Source organism: Syntrophobotulus glycolicus DSM 8271 (assembly GCF_000190635.1).
In the GTDB taxonomy this organism is placed as follows: Bacteria; Bacillota; Desulfitobacteriia; order Desulfitobacteriales; family Syntrophobotulaceae; genus Syntrophobotulus; species Syntrophobotulus glycolicus.
In genome coordinates this window covers 482,128-508,132 of record NC_015172.1, presented here as the reverse complement: position 1 = coordinate 508,132, position 26,005 = coordinate 482,128, and the positions used below count along the sequence as shown (strand labels likewise).

Annotated in this window: 21 protein-coding genes; 4 read left to right on the top strand and 17 right to left on the bottom strand. The window is 44.7% G+C overall.

Annotated elements, in window-relative coordinates; translation table 11 throughout:
* Positions 1-52 precede the first annotated feature (52 nt).
* The 6 genes from SGLY_RS02615 to SGLY_RS02590 form a co-directional block, all read right to left on the bottom strand.
* Entirely contained in the window at positions 53-1,126 is a 1,074-nt protein-coding gene (locus SGLY_RS02615) for a sulfate/molybdate ABC transporter ATP-binding protein (protein WP_013623739.1), read from the bottom strand.
* Entirely contained in the window at positions 1,123-1,959 is an 837-nt protein-coding gene (cysW, locus tag SGLY_RS02610; protein ID WP_013623738.1) for a sulfate ABC transporter permease subunit CysW, read from the bottom strand. The genes SGLY_RS02615 and cysW overlap by 4 nt, the downstream gene beginning before the upstream one ends.
* Before the next feature lie 11 nt (positions 1,960-1,970).
* A complete protein-coding gene (cysT, locus tag SGLY_RS02605; protein ID WP_013623737.1) occupies positions 1,971-2,822 on the bottom strand; it encodes a sulfate ABC transporter permease subunit CysT in 852 nt (283 codons plus the stop codon).
* A 130-nt stretch (positions 2,823-2,952) separates the two neighbouring features.
* Positions 2,953-4,020 carry a sulfate ABC transporter substrate-binding protein gene (locus SGLY_RS02600; RefSeq protein ID WP_013623736.1) on the bottom strand — a complete coding sequence of 356 codons (1,068 nt, stop codon included), beginning with the start codon at positions 4,018-4,020 and terminating at the stop codon, positions 2,953-2,955.
* Between the two features lie 188 nt (positions 4,021-4,208).
* Positions 4,209-5,957 (bottom strand): ATP-binding protein, encoded by a 1,749-nt coding sequence (locus tag SGLY_RS02595; protein WP_148228053.1) that lies wholly within the window; start codon positions 5,955-5,957, stop codon positions 4,209-4,211.
* 6 nt (positions 5,958-5,963) lie between these two features.
* Entirely contained in the window at positions 5,964-6,653 is a 690-nt protein-coding gene (locus SGLY_RS02590) for a response regulator transcription factor (protein ID WP_013623734.1), read from the bottom strand.
* Between the two features lie 211 nt (positions 6,654-6,864).
* Here SGLY_RS02590 and SGLY_RS02585 point away from each other — a divergent pair, with 211 nt between their 5' ends.
* Entirely contained in the window at positions 6,865-7,533 is a 669-nt protein-coding gene (locus SGLY_RS02585; RefSeq protein WP_013623733.1) for a C40 family peptidase, read from the top strand.
* A gap of 54 nt (positions 7,534-7,587) precedes the next feature.
* Here SGLY_RS02585 and SGLY_RS02580 read toward each other — a convergent pair whose 3' ends face one another.
* Entirely contained in the window at positions 7,588-8,385 is a 798-nt protein-coding gene (locus SGLY_RS02580; RefSeq protein ID WP_013623732.1) for a YlmH family RNA-binding protein, read from the bottom strand.
* 230 nt (positions 8,386-8,615) lie between these two features.
* Between SGLY_RS02580 and SGLY_RS02575 the strand changes: the two genes are divergently transcribed.
* Entirely contained in the window at positions 8,616-10,355 is a 1,740-nt protein-coding gene (locus SGLY_RS02575) for a VanW domain-containing protein (RefSeq protein WP_013623731.1), read from the top strand.
* Between the two features lie 86 nt (positions 10,356-10,441).
* Here SGLY_RS02575 and thyX read toward each other — a convergent pair whose 3' ends face one another.
* Positions 10,442-11,059, bottom strand: coding sequence for an FAD-dependent thymidylate synthase (thyX, locus tag SGLY_RS02570; RefSeq protein WP_013623730.1), 618 nt, complete (start codon positions 11,057-11,059; stop codon positions 10,442-10,444).
* A 284-nt stretch (positions 11,060-11,343) separates the two neighbouring features.
* On the opposite strand from thyX, the gene SGLY_RS02565 reads away from it, so the two are divergent.
* Together SGLY_RS02565 and SGLY_RS02560 are read left to right on the top strand one after the other, a co-directional pair.
* The gene (locus tag SGLY_RS02565) at positions 11,344-12,708 is read left to right on the top strand and encodes a TrkH family potassium uptake protein (protein ID WP_013623729.1); all 1,365 of its coding nucleotides are present in this window, start codon (positions 11,344-11,346) and stop codon (positions 12,706-12,708) included.
* A gap of 9 nt (positions 12,709-12,717) precedes the next feature.
* A complete protein-coding gene (locus SGLY_RS02560) occupies positions 12,718-13,374 on the top strand; it encodes a potassium channel family protein (RefSeq protein ID WP_013623728.1) in 657 nt (218 codons plus the stop codon).
* Between the two features lie 50 nt (positions 13,375-13,424).
* Here the strand turns inward: SGLY_RS02560 and SGLY_RS02555 are convergent, their stop codons facing one another.
* The 9 genes from SGLY_RS02555 to cdaA all read right to left on the bottom strand — a co-directional run bounded on the left by SGLY_RS02555 (position 13,425) and on the right by cdaA (position 25,964).
* Positions 13,425-14,990 carry a ClC family H(+)/Cl(-) exchange transporter gene (locus SGLY_RS02555; RefSeq protein WP_013623727.1) on the bottom strand — a complete coding sequence of 522 codons (1,566 nt, stop codon included), beginning with the start codon at positions 14,988-14,990 and terminating at the stop codon, positions 13,425-13,427.
* Positions 14,991-15,242: 252 nt separating this feature from the next.
* Positions 15,243-16,130: a glycine betaine ABC transporter substrate-binding protein gene (locus tag SGLY_RS02550; RefSeq protein ID WP_013623726.1), complete on the bottom strand. Its 888-nt coding sequence runs from the start codon at positions 16,128-16,130 to the stop codon at positions 15,243-15,245.
* A gap of 21 nt (positions 16,131-16,151) precedes the next feature.
* A complete protein-coding gene (locus tag SGLY_RS02545; RefSeq protein ID WP_013623725.1) occupies positions 16,152-16,991 on the bottom strand; it encodes an ABC transporter permease in 840 nt (279 codons plus the stop codon).
* Complete coding sequence (locus SGLY_RS02540) at positions 16,984-18,189, bottom strand: quaternary amine ABC transporter ATP-binding protein (RefSeq protein ID WP_013623724.1); 1,206 nt, start codon at positions 18,187-18,189, stop codon at positions 16,984-16,986. The genes SGLY_RS02545 and SGLY_RS02540 overlap by 8 nt, the downstream gene beginning before the upstream one ends.
* A 245-nt stretch (positions 18,190-18,434) precedes the next feature.
* On the bottom strand, positions 18,435-20,258 hold the full coding sequence (gene glmS, locus SGLY_RS02535) for a glutamine--fructose-6-phosphate transaminase (isomerizing) (RefSeq protein ID WP_013623723.1): 1,824 nt from the start codon (positions 20,256-20,258) through the stop codon (positions 18,435-18,437).
* A gap of 555 nt (positions 20,259-20,813) precedes the next feature.
* A complete protein-coding gene (glmM, locus tag SGLY_RS02530) occupies positions 20,814-22,163 on the bottom strand; it encodes a phosphoglucosamine mutase (protein WP_013623722.1) in 1,350 nt (449 codons plus the stop codon).
* A 26-nt stretch (positions 22,164-22,189) separates the two neighbouring features.
* Positions 22,190-23,797 carry an NAD(P)/FAD-dependent oxidoreductase gene (locus SGLY_RS02525; protein WP_013623721.1) on the bottom strand — a complete coding sequence of 536 codons (1,608 nt, stop codon included), beginning with the start codon at positions 23,795-23,797 and terminating at the stop codon, positions 22,190-22,192.
* 32 nt (positions 23,798-23,829) lie between these two features.
* Positions 23,830-25,140: a CdaR family protein gene (locus tag SGLY_RS02520; RefSeq protein WP_013623720.1), complete on the bottom strand. Its 1,311-nt coding sequence runs from the start codon at positions 25,138-25,140 to the stop codon at positions 23,830-23,832.
* Positions 25,137-25,964, bottom strand: a complete 828-nt coding sequence (gene cdaA, locus SGLY_RS02515; RefSeq protein WP_013623719.1) for a diadenylate cyclase CdaA — start codon at positions 25,962-25,964, stop codon at positions 25,137-25,139. The genes SGLY_RS02520 and cdaA overlap by 4 nt, the downstream gene beginning before the upstream one ends.
* Between the last annotated feature and the right edge of the window lie 41 nt (positions 25,965-26,005).

Here is a 26,005-nt window from a genome sequence, read left to right as displayed (position 1 = left end):
CCCTCAAACTTTTAACCAATTTAGTTACAAGTAAAGAAAAAAAATACTTTTCTTAAATCACGTAATCTTCCGGGGTAAAAACCCTGAAATCTTTAGGCCGGAGAAAAACTTTTTGTTTTTCCCGCAATTCCAAGCTTTTAAAAGCTTCTTTGCTGATCTCCGCTTCAAGATAATCTCCACTATCCAGTCTTTTCAGTTCAAGATTGACAATCGGACCGACGGCGCGGATGAAAACAATCTCCGCCGCAATAAAGCCTTCTCCTTCATCCTTAACTCTGATTTCAATATCGTGCGGCCGGATATAGCTGACAATTTCCTTATTCTTTATTCCGATGTTTTCGGGTACATCCAGTTTTAAAGAACCAAGCTCAACCTTTCCTTCATGCACTCTGCCGTGAAACAAATTGACATTGCCCAAAAAATGATAAACAAAGGGATTGACCGGATTATCATAGACTTCTTCCGGTGTGCCGATCTGTTCTATTTTTCCCTGATTGAGGATAACCACTCTATCCGCTACATCCAGAGCCTCTTCCTGATCATGCGTTACAAAAACACTGGTGATCGGATATTCATCATGCAGCTTGCGCAGCCACCGGCGGAGATCCTTCCGGACCTTGGCATCCAGAGCACCGAAGGGTTCATCTAAGAGCAGGACTTTGGGCTCGACAGCCAAGGCCCGGGCCAGGGCAATTCTCTGCCGTTGGCCGCCCGAAAGCTGAGAAGGGTATCTTTTGGCCAGTTCTTCCATCTTAACCAGAGACAACAGCTCGTTCACTTTTTCGTTGATCGCTTCTTTGCCGGGTCTCAGCTTATAGGGTCTGACCTTCAGACCAAAAGCAATATTCTCAAACACGGTCATATGCTTGAACAGAGCATAATGTTGAAAAACAAATCCTACTTTGCGATCCTGAGTGCTCTTTTCGGTGTTGTCCTGTCCATCAAAAATAATGCTTCCGGAATCAGGGTTCTCCAGACCGGCAATAATTCTCAGCAGGGTGGTTTTCCCGGAACCGGATGGCCCCAGCAAAGCAACCAGTTCCCCTGTCTTGATATTCAGATCAATATGACTTAGAGCTTTAAAGGAATCAAACGATTTCGTAATGTTCAATATTTCTATACTCATAGCTCCTCCTCGATTTTCTTGTTCTTCCAATCGGCAATATTTTTGATGACAAGATTAATGATTGCGATAAGCGTCAATAAGGATGCTACAGCAAAAGCCGCAGAAAATTTGTACTCGTTATATAAGATTTCGACATAAAGAGACATGGTGTTTGTCAAGCCGCGAATATGCCCGGATACTACAGAAACCGCGCCGAACTCCCCTGCCGCCCGGGCCGCTGTAAGCATGACACCATAGAGAAGCGCCCATTTGATATTCGGCAAAGTAATACGCAAAAAGGTTTTAAATCCGCTGGCCCCTAACGTCAGCGCCGCTTCCTCTTCCGCAGTTCCCTGAACTTCCATTAAAGGGATCAGTTCCCGGGCTACAAAAGGTAAAGTGACGAATAAAGTCGCCAGGACAATTCCGGGAGGAGCAAAAATAATCTTTAATCCCCACTCACTTAATACTGAAGCAAATAAACCGTGGGTTGTGCTGAAAAGCAAAACAAAGATCAGTCCGGCAACCACGGGGGAAATCGCAAACGGCAAATCAATCAAGGTCAGCAAAAGATTTTTTCCCTTGAATTTGAATTTAGCAATGGCCCAGGCCGCAGCCAGACCGAATACCGTGTTAATGGGAACCACAATTGCAATCGTCAAAAGGGTAAGCTTAATCGCTTTCCCGGCCATCGGATCTGTGATGGAGGCCAAATATAAGGCGGCCCCTTTTTCGAAAGCCTTGGCGAAAACTAAAAACAAAGGAAACAAAAGCATGCACACAAAAAAGAGTAACGCAATTGTGATTAGGAGTGTCTTGACAACTTTCGATTCGTTTCCATTTTTCTTCTTCATTTTTCTCACTCCTAATTGGCTTTATCCCGGTGATTTGTCCACCACTGAATGAGATTAATCACCAGCAGCATGATGAAGGATATGACCAGCATCACGGCGGCAATAGCCGTACCTCCGGCATAGTCATATTGTTCAAGCTTTGTCCGGATTAAGAGGGGGGTAATTTCCGTATACATCGGCATATTCCCGGAAATAAAGACAACCGAACCGTATTCCCCCAAAGCCCGCGCGAAGGCCAGGGCAAACCCTGTAATCACCGCCGGGAGCAGCGCCGGCAAGATCACTTTATAGAAGGTTTGAAACCTTGTCGCGCCTAAGCAAGCCGCCGCCTCCTCAACTTCCGGGTCAATGCTTTGCAAGACAGGCTGCACGGTCCTTACGACAAAAGGCAGACTGATAAAAATCAAAGCTATGGTAATGCCCAGGGGAGTATAGGCTATTTTCATTCCTAACGGTGCAAATAATTTGCCTATCCAGCCGTTTGGGGAATAAAGGGTGGTTAGGGCTATTCCGGCGACCGCGGTGGGCAAGGCAAAAGGCAAATCGATCAAGCCGTCTATTATTTTCTTGCCCGGAAAGGTATATCGTTCCAAGACCCAGGCAAGGAGCAGCCCGAATATGGCATTGACCAAAGCTGCTAAAAATGAAGTACTGAACGATACCTTTAAAGAAGCTACGACCCTTTCCGATAAGGCGACCTCCCAAAATTTTTGCCATCCCATATTGGCGCTGTTCAAAAAAACCATGGAAACTGGAATCAGAACCAGCAAGCTGAGATAAAGCAGGGAAAAACCCATCGTTATTCCAAATCCCGGTATTACGCTGTGTTCAATCAAACTAAATTTTTTGCCTGTTTTCCTCATGATGCACCTCTTTATTGAACGCTCAGAAAAAAGAACTTTCTTTTCCCACTTCAGTTTAAAGAAAAACGGTTCTTGATTCTTGGGTCAAGAACCGTTCTATCTTTAACGTACTCATCTTTAAATTCAAGGACTATTTTTTTGTATAAATCTGATCGAATACCCCGCCGTCGGCAAAGTGTTCCTTTTGAGCTTTCTGCCAGCCGCCAAAAAGATCGTCAATGGTAAAGAGATTGATTTTCGGGAAGTGAGAAGCATATTTTTGGCCTATCGCTTCGCTTCTGGGTCTATAGAAATTTTTCGCGGCAATTTCCTGGCCTTCATCGCTATAGAGATAATTTAAATACGCCTCGGCCACTTCTCGTGTGCCTTTTTTATCAACGACGGAATCTACGACTGAGACCGGTGGTTCGGCTAAAATGCTGATTGAGGGATAAACAATTTCAAACTTATCATTGCCGAATTCTTTAATCGATAAGTGCGCTTCGTTTTCCCAAGCCAGGAGGACATCTCCTATTCCGCGTTCAACAAAGGTTGTGGTGGAACCGCGTGCCCCTGAATCCAGAACCGGTACATTTTCAAAAATAGATTTCACAAAATCCTTTGCTTTGGCATCGTCGCCATTGTTTTTCAGAACATAGCCCCAAGCGGCAAGATAATTCCAACGGGCGCCGCCGGAGGTCTTCGGATTGGGCGTAATTACCGATATTCCGGGTTTTGCGAGATCGTTCCAATCCTTAATGTTTTTGGGATTTCCCTTGCGCACAAGAAAAACAATTGTTGACGTGTAAGGTGTTGAGTTATTCGGTAAACGCTGCTGCCAATTGCTATTAATTAAAGGCGCCTTACTGTTGATTGAGTCGATATCATAAGCTAAAGCTAAAGTCACAACATCGGCCTCGTTTCCGTCAATAACGGTTCTGGCCTGACTGCCGGATCCGCCGTGAGACTGTTCGATTGTCACGTCCTGACCGGTTTTATCCTTCCAGTATTTAGAGAAGGCTGTGTTGTATTCCTGATAAAGTTCACGGGTGGGATCATAAGAAACATTGAGTAAGGATACAGGTTTTGTATCTTTGGATTGTTCGGCCTGCTCCGTCTTGCCGCAGCCGGCTAAGGAAGCCAGTAAGGCCATAATCAGAACGGCGACGATTCCTTTTCCAAGTACAGTCTTTTGTTTTCGTTTTTCTCGTACTTTCATTTCACTTTTCCCCCTAAATTGTTTATACTACAGTATCCCTATAGGTTTCGTTTCATTCTAGCGTCGACTTTTTTCCAAGTCAATAGCTTTTGGGAAAAAAATTATAATTTCTATGATTATAGTAGGGTTTGACAATAAAAAAATAGGCCTCGTCCATTTTGAGGTCGGATTTTTGAGACCGAAATGTTTTATTTGTCTTGAAAAGGGAACTTTAAACTGAATTTTGTTCCTTTACCTGCTTCACTTTCCACAGAAATTATGCCGCCATGGGCCTGAACCAAATTTTTTACGATAGACAAACCTAATCCCGTTCCACCGCTTTCCCTGTTTCTTGATTTATCGGCGCGGTAGAATCGTTCAAACAGATAAGGCAAATCTTCCTCAGAAATCCCCTTCCCCGTATCAGAGAGGCAAAGTTCAATTCCTTTTTGCGTTCTGGCGCTTGTCAAGGTTATTGTTCCTCCCGGCGCATAGCAAATCGCATTATCGATCAGGTTTAAGACAATCTGTTCAAACATGAATTTATCGGCCCAGACCGTTCCCGCGTCTTGATTGATCTCAGCCTTGAACTTGATGTTCCTTTGAATAAACAGCTGATCGTACTTTTCTTTCACCTGCTCGCTCACTTGGAAAAGATTGATTTCTTCTTTTTCCAAATCAGCTTTTCCCGATTGCAGTCTTGACAGTTCCAACAGGTCCTCAACCAGTCTTTTTAAGCGGTTGGATTCCTCAATAATGATTTTCATAAATTGGTCCTGCTGGACCGGCGAATCCTCAACATGATCTGCCAGAGCTTCCGCATATCCCTGAATAAGACTGATCGGGGTCCTTAATTCATGGGAAACATTGGCCACAAAGTCCCTGCGCATTTGCTCGAGCTTGTACTCTCTTGTAGTATCCTGCAAAACGGCAATGACTCCGGTCAAAATAAGCTGACTTGGATCAAACAAGGGAGAAAGTCTGACTGTCAGGTTTTTTTCATTAATCATAATCTCTTCCTTGGCCTGCTCTTTTTGCGCAAGTACACCGGAGAACAGGGAACTCAACCGGGCTAAATTTTCATCTTTGTCGATCCTGCTGTTTTTTTCCAGATTGCTCATATTCAACAAATGTTTAGCCTGCGGGTTGATTAAGACTACTCTGCCCTCAATATCAACAGTGATCACACCGTCCGACATGCCAATGAGGATATTTTCAATTTTCTCTTTTTCATAAGAAAGCTCTGTCATATTCTTTTTGAGCTGCTCTGATAAGTAGTTCAGGGAAGTGCCCAAAACTCCCATCTCATCCCTGCTTTGGACCGTTACCCGCTGATCGTAGTCTCCTTTGGCCAGGCTCAGAGCGACCTCATTCATTCTTAACAAGGGTTTAGGGAGTGATCTGGAAAGAAACAGGGCCAGTACAGAGGCGATCAGAATTGATGCCAGCAAAGCCCCTGCGATCAAATTCCTGAATGAATCAAGGGTCGCGGATATCGGGGCTACAGGAGTGTAAATAAACATTGCTTCGACCACTTGCTTCTCTCTGATTACAGGGAGGCCTATTGCCAGCATCTGAGTGTCAAAATGCTCATAATAACCGATCTTGGATATTTCCTCTCCTTGAAAAATACGGGATAGTTCTGATTCCTGAAAGACTGTCCCGGGAAACAGATGAGTCTCCGCATTGCAATACTGGATTATGCCCTTTTCATTCAGGATTATGGTATGCGCATTCAAAATCTGGGAAAACCGGTTTATTTCATCGTTGTTCATAAAGATTTCCGGGTTTTCGGCGTATAAACCGGCGATTTGTCTTCCCTGATCGTTCAGGTTGTCCGTGACTTGGGCGTAATAAAAGTTTTTTCCCAATTCAAACAAACCAAACCCTAATAAACTCAAAACAACGATCATGAGGACAATGATGGTCAACCATAATTTAGCCACAATACTTTTCATGAACAATTAATTCACCTCAAATTTGTATCCGACACCCCAAATTGTTTTGATCTCATTTCCCGCTTTTTCTCCAAGCTTTTCCCGGAGCTTTTTAATATGGGTATCCACTGTTCTCTGATCCCCAAAGTAATCATAATCCCAGACTTTCCTGGTGATATGCTCACGCGATAATACCTTGCCCTTGTTGTTGATTAAAAAAACCAAAAGATCGAATTCTTTCGGGGTCAGGTTGATTTGTTCTCCTCCGACCGAAACTTCTCTCCCCTCAACATTGATTTTTATTTGGCCGGTATGGATCAGTTCTTCTCCCTGGACCGGATTTGCTCTTTTCAAGACGGCTTTGACCCGGGCCGTCATTTCCCGGGGACTAAAGGGTTTAACAATATAATCATCCGCACCGAGTTCAAAACCCATCAAGCGTTCATACTCCTCACCCTTTGCCGTAATGAAGATCACAGGCTTATCTGAAAAGCTCCGTATTTCCCGGCAAAGCGCGAATCCGTCCATATTCGGCATCATCACATCAATCATAAAGAGGCTGAATACATCCCCTTTTTCTTCCAGCTCAGCAAGAGCCTTCATTCCGTCTTCCACAGCCGTGACTTCGAAGTTTTCTCTTTTTAAGTACAAGGCGATCAATTCTCTCATCTTCGGCTCATCATCGGCAACCAAAATTTTCGTTTGATGATTAGACATGTGTTCTCCTTTTAAAGGAAAAAAATTAATAGCTCGAGCTATGCTGAAAGGCTTCTCATTTCCCTCTCAGATACCAAAACAGTTTTCAATTTTTCCGTTTTCTCTGATGTTTTCACTTCATTGCTGGAAGCCAATTGGAATTATTTATGCATGGACTTGCTGTTGTGGTTTTTCCTATAATAGACTTACAAAAACGTTTAGGAGGAGTTTGATGAAGAGACGTTTCACTTTATTCTTTGTTGCCTTTGCTTTCTTGATTCTTTGCCTGACCCCGATTGCCCAAGCATCAGACAATATGCTTAAGATGGGTTCTACCGGTTCGAGTGTCGTCGAATTACAAATCAAACTAAGTTCTCTGGGCTATTCCGCCGGGACTGCGGATGGCATCTTTGGCCCCAAAACTCAGGCCGCTGTGAAAACCTTTCAGTCATCAACGTCCCTGACTCCGGACGGTATTGTCGGCCCGCTCACCCAAAATGCCCTGAATAGCGCCTATGCAAAAGTCCGCACGACCGAAGCTAATGACATTGTATCCACTGCCCAAAAGTATTATGGCTATCCTTATCAATGGGGAGGTACTTCCCCGACGACCGGATTTGACTGTTCAGGTTTTACAAAGTATGTTTTTGCCCAAAACGGCATTACCTTACCGCGAATTTCCCGTGATCAGTATACGGTTGGGACTTCTGTCAGCTTTTCTAACCTGCTTCCGGGCGACCTGGTCTTCTTTTCTTGCAGCAAAAGCGGCATTGTTGACCATGTCGGAATCTATATCGGCAATAACCAGTTCATTAACGCCTCCAGCTCGAAGGGAGTAACGGCTTATACGTTCGGGACCTACTGGAAATCTGTATATCTTGGAGCAAAAAGGGTTGTTTAGGATGTTTCTGAGGATTCCGGTTACCTGTTGAGGATCAGTTTCATTTCCCAAATATTAAAGATATCTGAGGACGACAATTGCTGTTCGTCCTTTTTTTGTCTGGTTTCCGATTTGTTGGAGCTTTATTTTCCCCATCCCCCGCCAGGAAATGACCTCTCCTTCCGAAACGAGCTTATCGGCCTTTGTGCATTCCAAAGAGTTCAATGCTACCTTACCCCCTTTAATGCCTGCACTTGCCTTTTCCCGGCTGACCGCAAAGCCTGCCGACGCGATATTGTCCAAGCGCAGGGAAGCGACCGTATCCTTGATCAACCTGAACTTTGCTTCGGGGACTTGAAGCTCTGCCGCCGTAATCTCTCCCACATGAACTTTTACTCTGGCGACCATTTCAAAATTCACCAGTAAATAAGGCAGGATCTCCTTGAGGACGACGATATCCGCGCTCCCTTCTCCTACTAAAATATCGCCGATTGCTTCTCTTTTGATTCCGCAGCCCAGCAGGCTTCCCAGAAAGTCCCGGTGAGAAAGTTCGTTGTCCGCCGGATATTCTGCCCGGATACAGGCCAGACAGTTTTCTTCTCCCTGAAAGGCCTGTTCCGGATTCATGTAATCGGGGAAGAAAACCAGAACCTTTCGCGAGGCACTTTCATAGCCGCCATGGAACAAATATCTGAATTGCGCACATTCAGGGAGCATTCTCTCTGCAAGGTCCTGCTCGCGCTCATTTAAAAACTTGGTATTTTCTAAGATATTTTTGCTTTCAGCCGCTTCCAGCTTATCCAGGACTCTGGCCAGCATATTCTTCTCTTCCTGATTCTGGACAAATCTTTTGATCAGTTCATTTTTATTCATCAAAAAAATTTTCCTTTTACCACAGATTGATACATTATTATAACACGATAAAAAATCATTTGCCGATATTCAGCCATCCTCTTTGCTTCAGAGATCATCTTGGCGAAATTCGGCTGAATAAGGCATATTCGTTATTAATAAGCAAGTTGATCCATTACTATTCCGACATCCTTCACTTTCCTGATATGAGATAATTTGAATTAACCTGAATCCCATTGAAGGAGTGCGGTATGGGCAAAAAGATCCTTGCATTAACGATTGTGATCGTCTGCGCCTGCTTTTTTTTAGAAACACCGGCCTTCTCAGGAGCCGACAACACCGGTACAACCACTGTCTTACCCCCGAATATAAAGATAGACAGGTTCTCCGGAGAGACAAGATATGAAACAGCCAAAATCATTTCCGGGTATTATAACAACGGAAAGGTTGATCATGTCATTCTTGCAACGGGGAAGGATTTTCCGGATGCTTTGTCTGCCAGTGTCCTGGCCCATGAGAAAGGTGCTCCTATTTTATTAGTGGACTCTTCTGTTGACCGCTCAACAGATGCCTTCAATTATGTCATCGAACATCTTGATTCAAGCGGGACTGTTTATCTCGTCGGGGGGACTGCCGTCATCGGCATAGATTTTGAGAGTAAACTCCATGACCTGGGATTTAAAGATATTGTGAGAATTGCCGGTGCAGACAGATACGACACATCTTATCAGATCGCCGGTCTACTGAACGGCGGAATTGATTCCACAGTCGTCATCTCCTCAGGAGAGCAGTACCCCGATGCCTTAAGCGTTTCCAGTTTCGCCGCCAATAAGGGCTGGCCGATCCTGTTATCTGCCCACGATGCGCTTCCCCGGGAAATAAAAAACTTTTTACTGGAAAGGACTCCGTCCCAAGTCTATCTGACCGGTGGGTCAGGGGCAATCTCAGACCATGTGCAAGCAGAAATCAGTATTCTATTGCCCCATGCCGCAGTCAAGCGACTAACCGGCCAGTCCCGTTTTGATACGAATATTATCCTGGCAGAAAGCTTTGCTCCCCATCCTTCAACTGTATATCTGGCTACAGGGTATGACTTTGCCGATGCTTTGGCCGGCAGTGTTCCGGCCGCTGAGAACGGCGACCCTGTTATCTTTCTGGACCCTTCCCTCCCCACCTTGCCAAAGTCAGCGGCCGCTTACTTTGCCAGGCTCAACGCCAGTCACTTGTCCCCTAACCTCGTTGTTTTCGGGGGGGACAAAGTTGCCAAAGAGGAAACTGTTCAACTCTGCAAGGAATTAATTTCCGGAACAGCGACAGAAAACAAAATTTATTCTATCCCTGATCTCACCGCCACGGTTACGCAGAACAAAAGTTATTCTTTGCCCAAAAATGTTCAAGCCCGGTTGTATAATAGTACTGCTGTTGAACTGCCCGTCCGGTGGGATCCTAGTATTGTCGATACGGGAAAATTAGGATCAAGCAGTTATTATGGATCTGTGGAAGGATATCCTGAAAACGTTAAGCTGACCTTAACCATTAAAGAACCGTTGCCGATTGCCCAATACTCGACCCGCTTTGACCCTTCTTTGATTAATCGCACGGAAAATATCCGCCTCGCTGCCAAAGCACTCGATGAAATCATCATTGCTCCCGGGAAAATCTTTTCCTTCAATAACACCGTCGGTCAGCGAACCAGTCAGGCCGGATATAAAGAAGCCCTGATCATCGAAGGAAATTCTTACATCCCGGGCCTGGGCGGGGGCATATGCCAGGTTTCTTCCACTTTATACAACGCAGTGAATCTCGCTCAATTGGACATACTGGAAAGACATCATCATTCCCTGCCCGTAAGCTATGTCCCCCCGGGTCAGGATGCCACGGTCAGCTTTCCTGATCTTGATTTTAAATTCAGAAACAGCAAGCCCTTTCCTCTTCTCATCCGCAGTCTGGTTAAAGAGAATACCTTGACCTTGCGGATTTATGAAAATTAGAAACAGATCAGTTTCAAAAACCGTTTTCAAGCGGCAAGCTTGAAAACGGTTTTTGTCTAATGGTCAAAGTCAGAGCAGACAGTAAACTATAGGTCGTCAAATATTACGGGAAAAATTCCCTTAAATTGATTCAACAAGGGAATAGAGATTTCCCTCAGCTGGGGATGGGCCCTGGTGGAAGCTCTAAGCTTGAAGAAATGTCTCCACTCGCGCAGATTCATGGTCATGACGATTTCCGTCTTCAGGCTGTTGGGCAGAATACTTCTAGCCTCTTCCGGCTTAGCCCCCATTTCTATTAATGTATTGTAATTGATTTCTATCTGCTTCATGGTCTCTACCCAAATATGGTATTTCGATTCATCTTCCTTCCAGAACACAGGCCTGATAAATGCCAGCTCGTTTCCAAACTTATTTTGAGCATAATTGCAGTAGCGGGTACTTTCCTGACTGTAGCTGGCAATTCGGTGACGAACGATTTCATGAGTAATCCCTCGGTCACAAATGATTCTGACCGAAACCTTCGCATGCTCAATCACAGATTCATGCCCACTTTTTAATATTCTCGAAACAAAGCTTTTCGAAGAATCGGCCGTAATTCTATCTTCACTCTTATAGCATACTCTTCCGATAAGCTCGATTTGTTTTAACATTTCCTCTCCGTTAATATTGTCAAGAATTTCAAATGAAGCAGGCACTATTTTCATCGACGACTCTCCTTTTCAAATGATAATCATCCAAATCTCAACACTTTCATTAAGGTATTTCCATCTGCAATATCCCAAATCCGAGAAGAAACCTCTCTTTAATGTAGCATATCCCAAATCAAATGATAAGAGCACAATCTGAATATTGTTGCAGCCGCAAGATGATCATGATGATTATTCTCCTGCTCTCCCTGGATTCCTTGATCTTTTTTTGTTAATATTTAATAGACTAAGGACGAGATTTGAATCATCAAAATCTATTCTTTTTCCCTAAGGAGAATGGTATGAGTGAGATATTTAAAATCACTGACAGATCAGCAGCAACGCCAAAAAAACAAGGCAGATCTCCCGCGCAAATCCTAGCCTTGGGTTTCCTGTCCGTTATTCTGATCGGGACTTTTTTACTTACTTTACCTGTATCTACCGCAGATCATCTGGGGCTGACTTTTCTTGATGCGTTATTTACTTCAACATCTGCCGTCTGTGTCACCGGTTTGGCTGTTGTGGACACAAGCGCTGTTTTTTCCGTTTTTGGCCAAATCGTCCTGATGGTTTTGATGCAGATCGGCGGTCTGGGCTTTATGACAATCGCCTCTTTTTTTGCTATTCTCCTGGGCAGAAAAATTAATCTCAAAGAAAGAATGATCCTTCAAGAAGCTTACAACCAGTCTTCCTTGGAAGGCATTGTCAAGCTGGCCAAATATGTTTTTTTGTTTGCCTTTATCCTTGAAGGGATAGCGGTCATCATTCTTTTTCTCAGATGGTCCTCCTACATGAGCTTTGGGAAGGCCCTCTATTTTTCCCTCTTTCATGCGATCTCAGCGTTTAATAATGCCGGATTCGATTTATTGGGAAATAGTTTGATGGATTTTCATCACGACATCGTGATCAATCTCACCATAATGACTCTGATTATTATCGGCGGTCTTGGTTTTGCCGTCATCTCTGAAATCTATTCCAAGCGTTTTCGGAAGATCAGTCTGCATTCCTGGCTTGTCTTAAGAACAACAGGAATCCTGATCTTAGCAGGTGCGATTATCTTTTTTCTCCTGGAATTCAATAACACGAACACTCTTGGAAATCTCAGTATTCAAGACAAGCTTTTATCTTCTCTCTTTCAGTCGGTTACACCGAGATCGGCAGGCTTCAGTACGGTAGACATCTCTTCTCTGGGGGATACGGCTAAACTCCTCTTAATTGTCCTGATGTTTATTGGGACCTCGCCCGGCTCAACCGGCGGAGGTATTAAAACAACGACTTTTGTCGCAATTCTCATTTCTATTTTTTGTACACTAAAAAACAAACGCCAAATCACGATCCGCGGCCGGGCCCTGGCCAAAGAGACGACTGAAAAAGCTGTTGCCCTCGCCGCTTTAGCCATAATGTGGATCATTCTGGTCACCGGCTTGCTGACTTTGACAGAAAGGTCGGATTTTCTGCCCTTGCTTTTTGAGACGGTCTCAGCCTTCAGTACGGTTGGTCTTTCTTTGGGCATTACCGCGAACCTCTCGGATATAGGAAAGTTATTATTGATTCTTACTATGTTTATCGGAAGAGTAGGCTTCCTGACCCTGGCTTTTGCCATCGGGAAAAGACGGGTGGCAGGAAATCAGGCAAAATATCCGGAAACGAAAATTATGGTTGGATAGGAGTGCAAAATGGGTAAAGATAAACAATTTGTCGTCATCGGTATTGGGCGTTTCGGCCGGAGTGTCGCCACCACTCTATACAATTCCGGATATGAAGTGATGGTCATTGATCATTCCGAAAAAGAAATTCAAGATATTGCCGACGAGGTCACTCATGCGGTTCAACTTGATGCCCGTGATGAAGATACGTTAAAAAAACTCGGCATTCGCAACTTTGATATTGCTATTGTTGCGATCGGAGATGATATCCAATCAAATATTTTGGTTTCCGTAATGCTTAAAGAATTGGGTGTTCCCACTGTAATTTCCAAAGCCAAAGATGCCTTGCACGGCAGAGTTTTAGAAAAAGTCGGTGTGGACCGGGTGATTTACCCGGAAAGAGACATGGGGATTAAGCTGGCGCACAGCTTGACTTCAACGAATGATTTCCTGGATTTTATCGAAATATCCCCGGAGTACAGTATCTTCGAGCTGTTTGCTCCCAAAGAATTTATTAACAAAACTTTAGGCAGGCTCAATTTAAGAGCCAGGTATGGAATAAGCGTTATTGCCATAAAAAGCCAGGAGGAAATTATTGCCGGACCGGGAGCTGACTCCGTCATCCGCCAGGGAGACATTCTGATCATGATTGGTTCCAATAAAGATATCAGGAGTTTACCAAAATAAAAGATATGATCATATTCCAAAAGTCTCCCCTCAGAATAGACTCCGGCTGTTCACACTTCTCCTCCGCTCAGTTTTAACAACTTTTCGTATTTTATTATCCCTCCCTCCTCGACCAACACATAAAAATAGTCGCCGGCCTTGATTCTCGTATTGCCGCTTGGAATGATATCAAGCTCCCCTCGCTTAATACTGATCAGCAAACAGTCTTCCGGCCAGGATATCTCTTTTATTTTTTTTCCATCAAGAGGCGAGCCAAGACATACTACAAATTCATGAACGTCCTTGCCGGACGGCTCTTTTTTTATTTCTGATCGCTTCTCCCGTGCAATCATTCGATGATAAAGCAGATCATAAACAGGTTTTGATTTTAAAAGATCTGCTGCGATATATGCAGTCATAGAAACAAGTATTAACGGAAGCAAATGGTGAAATGAACCTGTCATTTCTGTAATCAGTATGCTCCCTGTTACCGGTGCTTTCACGATCGCCGTGAAATAAGCGGCCATGGCATAAACCGTAAAATTATCGAGATAAACCATATTTCCATGCATGATATTTATCACATAATGTCCATAGATATTTCCTGTTAACGCTCCTAATACAAGCAAAGGCAAAAAGATTCCTCCGGGAACACCAGATCCGTAGCTCAGCATTGTGAAAATAAATTTTACTGTCAAAAGAAGCATGATCGTGTTCATTGGAATATCCGACTGACTTAGTGTTTGGACTAAATTATTTCCGCCCCCTAATACCTCGGGCAAAAACAGTCCTATCACCCCTGCGGCCAGCAACGGGATCACGGGATATATCTTTTGAGGTATTTTGGTCATTTTATACAATTCCATGGATTTTATCAGAGAGAGGTTGAACAATGCACCGCATAAACCACAGATTATCCCCAGTCCAATTAGACAAACCAAGTAGTTCAGCGGGAATATCTGGATATCTTGAAAGTCAAATACCGGATGCTGTCCAAAAAAATTTTGGGTTACGACATCCGCGCTAATGGAAGCCGCCATGACTGAGATCAATATCGACGGTGAGAAATTCTTGTGTACTTCTTCCAGAGCAAAAACGACACCTGCCAAAGGAGCATTAAACGCCGCCGCGAGTCCTGCGCTTGCTCCGCATGTAATTAGATACTTTTCCTCAATTTTTAATCTCCCCAGATTCCTGCTGATCAATTGTCCCATGGCAGCTCCCAATTGAATCGAGGGGCCTTCTCTGCCCAGAGACAAGCCCGCGCCTATGCCGAGTATCCCTCCCGAGAATTTACCCGCGATTAAAAGGACAGGGTGATTAACCTTAAACTCTCGTTGTATCACTCCCTTGACTTGCGGGATCCCACTGCCGCCAACCAAAGGAACTTTATCTACGATATAAGATAAAAACAAGCCGATCAAAATTAACATCGAAAACAAAAGCAACAGGCCATATGCTCCCTGTGTTTTTAAAAAAATATATATTTGCTCCCGAAATATCTCTGCTTTTTCCAGTGCCAGACGAAACCCTACAATAAGAATTCCTACAAATATGCCGATTATGGTCCCTTCCCAAAACAATTTCAGACGGAAATCCTGTTTAAAAAGGGCAAATATGCCGATCTTTTGTATCATAAAAAAATAATCTCCAGCAATGTATTGTCTGGATATCATTATATCATTGAATTTAATATTTCAGACCAAAGACTTTTTTATTTCCCAGCAACACTAAGGGGACATTTCCTCTCTCATCCTTTAACAATAAAAAAGATCCGAACATATTATATTATATGCTCCCCTCAGAGCGATCAATCTCAGCTCAAGGGGAGCATACCATTCGGAATTTACTGATTAATGTTTTCTAACAAGGTCTCGCCGCTCAGATTTTTATTCCTTTATCCATTCATCAACGGTATCTTTATTTTCTGCTATCCATTTCTTTGCCGCTTCAGACGGCTGCATTCCATTATTAATAAAATCCTCCAGGGTGCCGATCTGGGCATCTGTCATCTTAAACTTCTTCAACATGGCCGCAACATCCGGTTGCTTACCGCTAAATTGATTATTGGCAACAATATGGATTTCTTCGGCTTCTCCGAATTCTTTTTCCGGATCGTCCAAATATTTCAGACTATATTTTGCGAACATCCAGTGCGGACTCCACCCGGTAACAGCGATCCATTCATTTTTTGCGTAGGCGTTGTCCAGAGCGGCCATCATGGCGGGTTCGCTTCCCTGTACGACATCAAAACCGAGAGCATATTTTTTATTTGCCGCCGCAGCTGCCTTCATAATACCCGCTCCTGCATCAATACCGATGATCTTTTTCTCGAATTTATCCCCATTCTCTTTAAGCTGGGCAATGGAATCAAGGGTTACATATTTCGGGACAACAATACCTATTTTGGCTGGTTCCTGATACCATATCCCATAATCCTCAAGCGTATCTTTGTATTCGTTCCAATAAGTTTGGTGTGTAATCGGCAGCCAGGCATCCATAAATACATCGATATCCCCTTTGTTCAGTCCCACAAAGAGCGGGGCGACATCAAGCTGTGTGAGGTTAACCGTATAATTTTGGTCTTCTAAAATTACTTTCCAGAGATTACTTGCTGCTATGCATTCTGCCCAATTCACATAACCGATATTAACTGTGCCTTTCCCCTCCGCGGGCTTATTGCTCTGATCTGTTGAACACCCTGCCATCAGGCTAATCATCAGCACGGCAATCATTCCTGTCAGGATCAGCCTCTTCCATCCATTGTGCCTTCTCATACTCCCGGTTCCCCCTTATTTTTATTTATTGTCTTCCGTTCTTAAAGAACGTCCGATTCCCTGAGAAATTCGATCTAAAATAATGGCCATAATCACAACGGCAACGCCATATTCAAATCCCATTCCGATTTTCAGCTGTGAAATAGCCTCCAATACTCCCCCGCCAAGCCCTCCCGCTCCAATCATGGACGATATGACCACCATTGACAGTGAAAGCATCATCGTTTGATTAATCCCTGCCATAATTGTCGGCAAAGCTACAGGCAATTGAATCTTCAAAAGGAGCTGCCCGGGTTTTGAACCGAAAGCCTCTCCGACCTCCACCAATTCCACCGGCACCTGCCGAATACCTAAATTGGTCAGCCTTATTGCCGGAGGCATGGAAAATACTACCGTAGCAAACACGGCCGGAACCTTTCCTATGCCAAAAAACAGGAGGGCCGGAATAAGGTAGACATAAGCAGGCATCGTCTGCATAAAATCCAAGACCGGGGAAATCAGCCAATTGAACTTGTCGTTTTTCGCCGCCAGTATACCTAATGGTATCCCGACCGCCATCGATACAAGCGCCGAAATCATCACGAGGATAAGTGTATCCAGAAAAGCCGGCCATAAATTCAGATTATAAATCAGGCCCAAACCGGCTGCCGTTCCGGCTGCAAGCTTCCACCCCTTTGCCCGCCAAGCCACTAGAGCGAATACCACAATAAGCGCCCACCATGGAATGAGCAGCAATAACTGGCCGAGGGTTTTGATCCAGCTGTTGATTTCTTTGGCAAAAGTGTCCAAAATCTCGCCGTAATGATATTGTAAGTCTTTTACTCCCTGATCAACCAGCTCAGCTATCGGGATCTTAGTCATTCGCCCCGCCTCCTTTCGAAGAGAGCGCGGCAAGAACAGATCCTCTGATAATAATTCCCTGCATCTTGTTTTCCTTATCAATTACAGCTATCGGCAGTTTGCTGTCTACAAGTAAATCCATAATCTCTTGAATCGGGGTATCTTCTTCAACAACTAAGCCCTGAACCAGTTCATATTCATTCAAACTGGATATTCCGGAATTTTTAGCCGTAATCGCTTCTTCGGCAGTAATAATCCCCTGAAGACGTTTTTCTCTGTCCACCACAAATACACTGGATATCCCATATTCTTTCATGATCCTCAACACAACGCTCGGCCCGTCCCGCCTTGTGACTAATGGATGCGGTTTGTTCATGACATCCACAGCTGTAAGAAGCTTGCTCCGGTCAACTCCCCTCACAAATTTTTCAACATAATCATCACCGGGATTTGTAATGATTTCCTCAGGCGTGCCTACCTGGATCAATTCCCCGTCTTTTAAAAAGGCTATCCTGTCTCCTAATTTAAGCGCCTCATTCAAGTCATGCGTAATAAAGACAATCGTTTTATTCATTTTCTGCTGAAGGCTTAACAGCTCATCCTGCATTTCTTCTCGGATCAAAGGATCCAGAGCACTAAAAGCCTCATCCATCAATAAAATATCCGTATTATTTGTCAGGGCTCTGGCTAAGCCGACACGCTGTTTCATCCCCCCGCTCAATTGCGAAGGGTATTTATTTTCCCAGCCTTTTAATCCAACCATATTCAGAACCGCAAGGGCTTTCGCTTCACGGTCCTTTTTCGCAATCCCTTTGATCTCCAGACCATAAACCGTATTTTGCAAAACTGTCCGGTGCGGCAGTAAGGCAAACTGTTGAAAGACCATTGCGATCTTTTCCTGCCGAAATCTTCGAAGTTCCTTGTGTTTAAGCTTTGTAATATCTATGTCATCAATAAATATTTCTCCAAAGCTAGGCTTAATCAACCTGTTGATACATCGTAAGATGGTCGATTTGCCACTCCCCGAAAGACCCATGACTACAAAGATCTCACCATGTTTAACGGTAAAGCTGACATTGTTGATTCCTACTGTCTGTCCGGTTTCTTCAAGAATCTGTTCTTTACTCTTTCCTTTTTCAATGAGATTCAAAACCTTCTGGGGATAGTTCTGAAATATTTTAATCAAGTTTTTCACAACAATCTTATCGTTTTCCGCCATTTACTCCTCCTTGTTTCAGATTGGCACAATTTATTATTTTCCTATTACTGGACTTTAATTCTTTATTTAAATATTATAGCATTTTTTTACTTATCAAACAACTCTTACATCCATTTAAGTTGTCAGTTTATTGTTATAGAGGGGTTATTTTATATCATTTATAAGAGCATGAATAACCAAAAAGAGGCACGCCTAATGCCTCTTTTCCGATCTGGTTTACCTTTCTGTTATCATCATCGGGTATTTTACTCCACCGTCACACTCTTGGCCAGATTCCTTGGCTTATCCACATCATTGTCCCTTGCTACCGACACATAATAGGATAAAAGCTGCAGAGGGATAACCATCAATAGTGGGGCGAGTTCATTCACTGTATCAGGCAGGAAAAAGACCTGATCCACGGTTTTTTCAAATGAGCTGTTGCCTGCAAAGGTAAACCCGATTACCTTGGCGTCACGGGCCTTTACTTCAATGATATTGGACAAAGTCTTCTCATAAAGGTCGCGTTGGGTTGCCAGGGCAATAACCGGTGTTTGCTCAGTAATCAGGGCAAGAGTACCATGTTTCAGTTCCCCTGCCGCATAAGCCTCGGCATGAATATAGGATATTTCCTTGAGCTTCAGCGCCCCTTCCAGCGCAACTGACCAGTCAAGGCCCCTTCCCAGGAAAAACGCACTTGTCACATCATCAAACAAACTGACCATCTGTTCAATCGCCTGAGCATTTTTTAATATTTCTTCCGCTTTTTCAGGGATTTTTCTCAGTTCGCCGATGATCTCTCCTATCCATTCCTCAGGCATGGTCCCTTTGGACTGTGTCAGGTATAACGCCAGCAGGACGATTCCCTCGATCTGGGTAGTATATGCTTTGGTTGAAGCCACGGCTATTTCCGGACCAGCCCAGGTATAGATCACATCGTCCGCTTCTCTGGCCACTGAACTGCCGACAACATTGGTTATGGCGATTACTCTTGCCCCCAGCCGCTTGGATTCCTTGAGTGCAGCCAATGTATCAGCCGTTTCTCCCGATTGACTGATTACAATGACCAGGGTCCGGTCATCGATGAGTGGGGCCCTGTACCTGAATTCTGAGGCGATATCCACTTCGACCGGTATTCTCACCCATTTTTCAATGAGCTTGCGCCCAATTAACCCGGCATGGTAAGCGGTTCCGCAAGCAACAATAGCTACTTTGTTAAAATTATGAATGTCCTCAGGCGTAAGATCTACTTCCTGCAGGATTACCTCACCATCCTGCAGCCTTCCGGAAAGAGTATCCTTCAACGCTTTGGGCTGTTCGAAAATCTCTTTCAGCATAAAATGCTCATATCCGCCTTTTTCAGCAGAGATAGGGTCCCAGCTTACTTGAAAGACTATTTTTTCCCTGTGCCCGCCTTTAAAGTCAGTAAACCTTATGCCGCTGTCTGAGATGATCACAATTTCGCCGTCCTCCATAATATAGGTATCGCGAGTGTGATTTAAGATAGCGGGGATATCACTGGCAATAAAGTATTCTTCTTCACCAATGCCGACAACCATCGGACTGGCTTTACGCGCCGCGACGAGACACCCCGGATTGTTCCGGCTCATCACAACCATGGCAAAAGACCCTTCTATCCGGGCAATTGTTTTGCGGACAGCCTCTTCTAGATCTCCTCCATCATATTCCTCTACAAGATGGGACAATACCTCGGTATCTGTTTCCGAGACAAAACTGTGCCCTCTGTCGATAAGCCATTCCCGAAGCTCGAGGTAGTTTTCAATGATACCATTATGCACGACAGCAAAATTGCCCTTACAATCCAGATGAGGATGGGCATTTTGATCTGAAGGCTTACCATGTGTCGCCCAGCGCGTATGCCCAATCCCAATACAAGAATCAAAAGTCTTGTTGGCGATCCTTTCCTCTAATGCAGCCAGCTTTCCCACGCTTTTGGCTAATCTGATCCCTTCAGGCTCAAGAACCGCGATCCCGGCTGAATCATATCCCCTGTATTCAAGCTTTTTCAGACCGTCTATCAGCACAGGCACAGCCTGGCGTTTCCCGATATAACCTACGATACCGCACATATTAGTCTCTCTCCTCTTTACATCTCATTCTTCATCAAAAAATAAAATAACCGCCTTCGTATATGGCGGTTTCAAAGACAAAGAAATAAAATCATTAAGCAAATATCGGTAATCCATAAATATGTATACCGATAATAAGCGGAAACAGGCATAACTGTCCCGTTCTCTTGCTGACCGGCTTTTGTCCCAAAAATTACTTTTCGGTTTTGGAACCGATCTGTCGATGACAAGCCACCGAGAGGCATCCGCCGAAATTTTCGATTAACCTCTTCCTCGTCAACCTGATAAGGTTCTGGCGCTATATTTTTCTTGTTTTATTTCCAAATCTTTTTACACCGCATTTTTTTTTGCTAGCCGCTGCCTATCTTCTTCCTTTAAGCATCATCTCCTTTACTTTTCATTTTTGCTTGATGATATTCTTTACTATTATAATTCACTCTCACTGTCCGGTACAATACATTGTATGCCGGGAAATTGTGATCATTCGGCATTTTATGCCATACCGGACATTAAGATGTAAATAGTCTATGCATGATTTGTCAATCTGTTCCAATCTCAGGATTGCTTCTCCTTACAATCAATCTTTGAGATCACGTCAATGACCTCCCCGGCCAGTTTTTCCAATTTTTCCGAATCGGAACCTTCCATCATCACTCTAATCAAAGGCTCGGTACCGGAAGGCCGGACCAGAATCCTTCCGTCATCCCCCAGAATGGACTCTATCTCTGAAATCTTCCCAGCCAAACCGGCATGGTTCAGTACTTTTTCTTTGTTATGGACTTTTGTATTGACAAGCACTTGGGGATACCTTTTCATTTGTGTGGCGAGTACGGAAAGACTCTTTTGCTGTTCATTCATGACTCTTAACAATTGGAGTGCGGAAAGAATCCCATCCCCGGTTGTATTGAGATTGCGGAAAATGATATGTCCCGACTGCTCCCCGCCTAAAACTGTGCCTGTTTCCAAAAGCTTCTCCATCACATACCGGTCCCCGACCTTTGTTTCATATACCTTAATACCGGCTTCTCGCAATACCTTATGCAACCCCATATTGCTCATCACCGTTACTGTTACGGAATCTTCTTTCAGCTGGCCTTTGGCTTTGAGGTATAACGCGCAAATGACCATGATACAGTCGCCATCAACGATGTTTCCCTTCTCATCAACAGCGATCACCCTGTCGGCGTCTCCGTCGAAAGCCAAGCCGATATCCGCTTTGTTTTCCAGAACTGCCTGAATCAGAGCTTCGGGATGAGTTGAGCCACAATTCACATTGATATTCACACCATTTGGGTAATGATAGATCGGCACCAGTTCGGCCCCCAACTCAGTCATGACCCGGGGCGCGACTTCCGAAGCAGCCCCATTGGCACAGTCAATGACCACCTTTAATCCTTCCAGACTTACTGCCGTAGTCTTCAGATATTCGCCATAACGTCCCCTGGGATATTCTACTTCAATCACCCTGCCCACATCACCACCCGCAGGCAAATCAATATCCTCTATGCCATTCAAGGCAGCTTCTATTTCATCTTCCAAATGATCAGGCAGTTTATAGCCTGTACGGGAAAAGAACTTTATGCCGTTATCCTGAGCGGGATTATGTGATGCCGAAATTACAATCCCCGCATCGGCGCGCAGGGTCCTGGTGAGATAAGCAATGCCCGGCGTGGGCAGCACCCCGACTTTAAGAACATCCGCCCCTAAGGAACAGATCCCCGCAGTTAAAGCGGCCTCCAGCATGTCTCCGGATATCCTGGTATCTTTCCCGATTACAATTCTGACTTTTTTCTTATTTTTACCTAATATATACGCGCCTGCCCTTCCTAACTGAAAAGCAAGCTCAGTTGTCAGTTCTTTATTCGCTATCCCTCTTACTCCGTCCGTTCCAAACAGTCTTCCCAATTTGTTTTCTTACCCCTTCCCTGTCCTCATTCTCTATATGATACAGTATACATTGAAATCAGCTTTTCGGCCATACGCAAACCATCTACAGCCGAACTCATAATGCCGCCCGCATATCCCGCGCCTTCTCCTGCCGGAAAAAGGCCTTTCGCACTTGGGGACTGGCCCGTTTCGTCTCTCAATATTCTGACAGGAGCACTGGTTCTGGTTTCAACTCCGGTCAGTACCGAATCTTTTAGGAAACCCTTGATCTTCCGGTCGAAGTCTAAAAAAGATCTTGCCAGCACTTCTCCGATTTCCGGCGGTAAGGTTTGGCGAAGATTGGCCGGAACCACTCCGGGAGCATACGTATATTTCCCCGACAGCTCACCGGTCAGCTTATTATTGATAAAATCCATGGTGTTTTGGGCCGGGGCCCGGTAGCTCTCCCCTCCCAGGAGAAAGGCACGGTGTTCCCAGGATCTTTGAAATTCTACGCCTGCCAAGGGGTGTTCAGAAGAAAAGTCTTCAGGCCGGACCGTAACAACAATTGCACTGTTTGCTACTCCGCTGTCTCTGGCCCATTCGCTCATCCCATTCGTGACTACGCCAAACTCTTCAGAGGACGAGGCAATCACTCTGCCCCCCGGACACATACAAAATGAATAAGCGCCTCTGCCTGTTGATGAATCTTTATAGGTCAGCTGGTATTCTGCCGCTCCAAGACGAGGGTGGCTTTCCATCCCATATTGAGACCAGTTGATAAAACTTTGGTCATGCTCAATTCTAAGGCCAATCGCAAAAGGTTTCCGTTCAATCATCACTCCGGCTTTGAAAAGAAATCCGTACACATCCCGGGCACTATTGCCGACAGCCAAGATTACTGCTTCCGCCGGTATGGCTTCTCCTCCGGCCATTACGGCATAAAGCCGGCCATCACGAAAGCTTAATCCGGTAACCTTAGTTTCAAATCGCACTTCTCCCTGCAATTCCTGAATTCTTTTCCGCATATTTTTAACAATACTTGTCAGCACATCTGTGCCGATATGGGGCTTGGCCTGAAACAGGATTTCCGGTGAAGCTCCAAATTGAACAAAGGTATCTAAAACATATCTGGTCCGATCGTCATGTATTCTGGTGGTCAGCTTTCCGTCAGAAAACGTCCCCGCTCCGCCTTCGCCAAACTGAACATTGGATTCGAGATTCAGCCTGCCTTCCTGCCAGAACCTCTGAACACTTTTTCCGCGGTTTTCGACAGCTTCTCCCCGTTCCAGAACCAACGGCTTATACCCGGCTTCAGCAAGGGCCAAAGCCGCAAAATAGCCGGCTGGCCCAGCCCCAATCACAACGGGACGATGAAGGAGCTTTTTCTCCGGCTTATGTTCTGTTTTCTTTTCGGGTTCTGACACATTTTTACGCAAATGAGAATTGCGTGATAATATCCGCCGCAATTCCTGCTTGCTGCCTTCCAGTGTAAAGCCAACGGTATATACAAAATAAATACTGGGTTTCTTCCTGGCGTCAACAGCTCGTCGAAGCACACGGAAATTTGATATTCGATCATCAGCGATGCCCAATTTATGTCCTATAAAATCAGGCAATTGAGCCTCATCTTCATCAATCGAGATTTTCAGGTCCGGCCAAATGATATCCACTGTTAATCCATCCTATAAATATTAATACCTGTTTACTTCCCATCAAAAATATTGATGATCGGAGCCGGCAGGGAAAACCCTCCGGAATTCTGACCACTGCTTTGGGTAGTGGGCCCGGTTTGAACATTATTATGCAGAACAAGCTTAACCTTAGGTGTTTTCACCATATTTACCCCTTCAGGCAGCTTCCAATAGATATCCAAGTCCTCGTAAGTCCCTTCTTTCAATCCGGAAGCATCAACCCACAGGGAAATGTCCGCTGAATTAAGCTTGTTCAGTACTTCCTGATAACCGCTCACCGTGATATCCACAGCCTCTATCGTTTCCGCTGTCAAGCCCTGTCCTAAATTATGGACCTCCACAGGCAGAGCCGTGATATCCTTTTGCTGGGCATCCGCGCCAACATAAACCATAACACTGATCTTCGTCCCCTCGGCAATTTTTACGCCTTCCGGAACAGGTATCTTATCCAGGGAATAATCGATCACTTTATTCTGGCTAAGCCCATTGACATCTACTGTGCCAAGATTGATCTCCTGAATGCTTTTCAGCAGCTCATCAGTGCCCTGGAGTTCCACACTTGCCGGAATAGGAGAGACCAAGCGAACAGCATAGCCACTGGCCGGGGTTCCGGAAGTTGTCACTTTCAGCGGAACAGATTTGGTTACCGTGCCCTGGGAATAAATCGGGACAATAATATCCACAGTCTCCGGTTGGATTTTTAAACTATTCTGGTCAAGATTGGCCGCAAAAACCCCCTTGCTTTCCAAATCCTTAAAGGTAACCGGACGGGACATCCGCAAGCTTTCCCGTGCTCCCTCAACGCTTGCTTCCACGACCACATTATTCATTTTTTCCAAAACGGAGGCCGCTCCGCGGACATTGACCACGGAAGGGGAAACAATAGGCTGGCCGCTGGCCATCCCCGCCGCCGGTTTCCCTGTAACCTGAACTACAACGGATAAGGTTTTATCTTTAACCACATCTAGATTCAATACCACATTGCGCGGACTGACATCCTCAATTACAACTCCTACGGGAGCGTTCACTTTAACCTCAAATGTATTTTCTCCGGCAACCGCGCCCTGAAGGTCCACATAAGCACTCAGGTCATTACTGCTTACTCCGGGATTGTTTTGGGCCAGGCGAACTGTTACCGTCTGGATATTTGATATCACAACCAAACCGGAAGGCTGATTAATCATTTTAGGAGTCATATTGTAGGTTTGCTGGCCAAAAAAACTGGACCCGCTGTTCAGGTTGGTGATCCATGCCCAGAATAATATGGCGCACAAAACCGATATCATCTTATAGCCAAGATTGCGCCGCAAAATATCCTTCATTCTCCGCCACCTCCGAATCTTCGGAACGCAGGAAATGATATTGCCGCTTTTTCCACCAGTATTTCATTTTTCAGCAAATCACGCAAACTTTTTTCATCATGGAACCTCTTTAACATTCCATTTTGGGCTGTTGAAATAATCCCCGTTTCTTCGGATACGATGATGACCACAGCATCCGACACTTCAGAAATCCCTAACCCGGCGCGGTGTCTGGTCCCCAAATCTTTCTGCAGCCTGTTGTCCTGGCTCAGCGGCAAAAAACATCCGGCTGCCGCAACCCTGTCGCTTCTCAAAATCACTGCTCCGTCATGCAAAGGGGATTTGGGGATAAAAATATTGATTAAAAATTCAGAAGAAACAACGCCGTCTATCTTTACTCCGGTTTCAACGAACTCCTGAATTCCTGTTTTTTTCTCAAGCACAATAAGAGCACCAATTTGATTTTGAGAAAGCACCTGAATACATTTGATCAATTCTTCAACCATTTTTTTCAATTCTTCAGTTCCGGCAGATGACGGATGCATAGATAAAAACCTGCCGTTTCCGATCTGCTCCAAAGCGCGTCTTAATTCCGGCTGAAAAACCACCGGCAGAGCAACAAGCAACATCGTCCATACTTTATCCAGCATCCAGGTCATGGTCTGAAAATTAAAATATTCGGAGAAAGAAGAAACTGCAAGCAGGACCAGCAATCCTTTGACCAGCTGAACAGCCCGCGTCCCTTTAATCCACATCAGGATTTGATATAAGATGACCGCAACAAGCGCGATGTCAATGATATCACGCCAGACTAAATTACTGAATTGGCTCAAAAATTCCGTCACGGTCTCACCTCATTTACAATAGTACGTCACAAAACATAAAA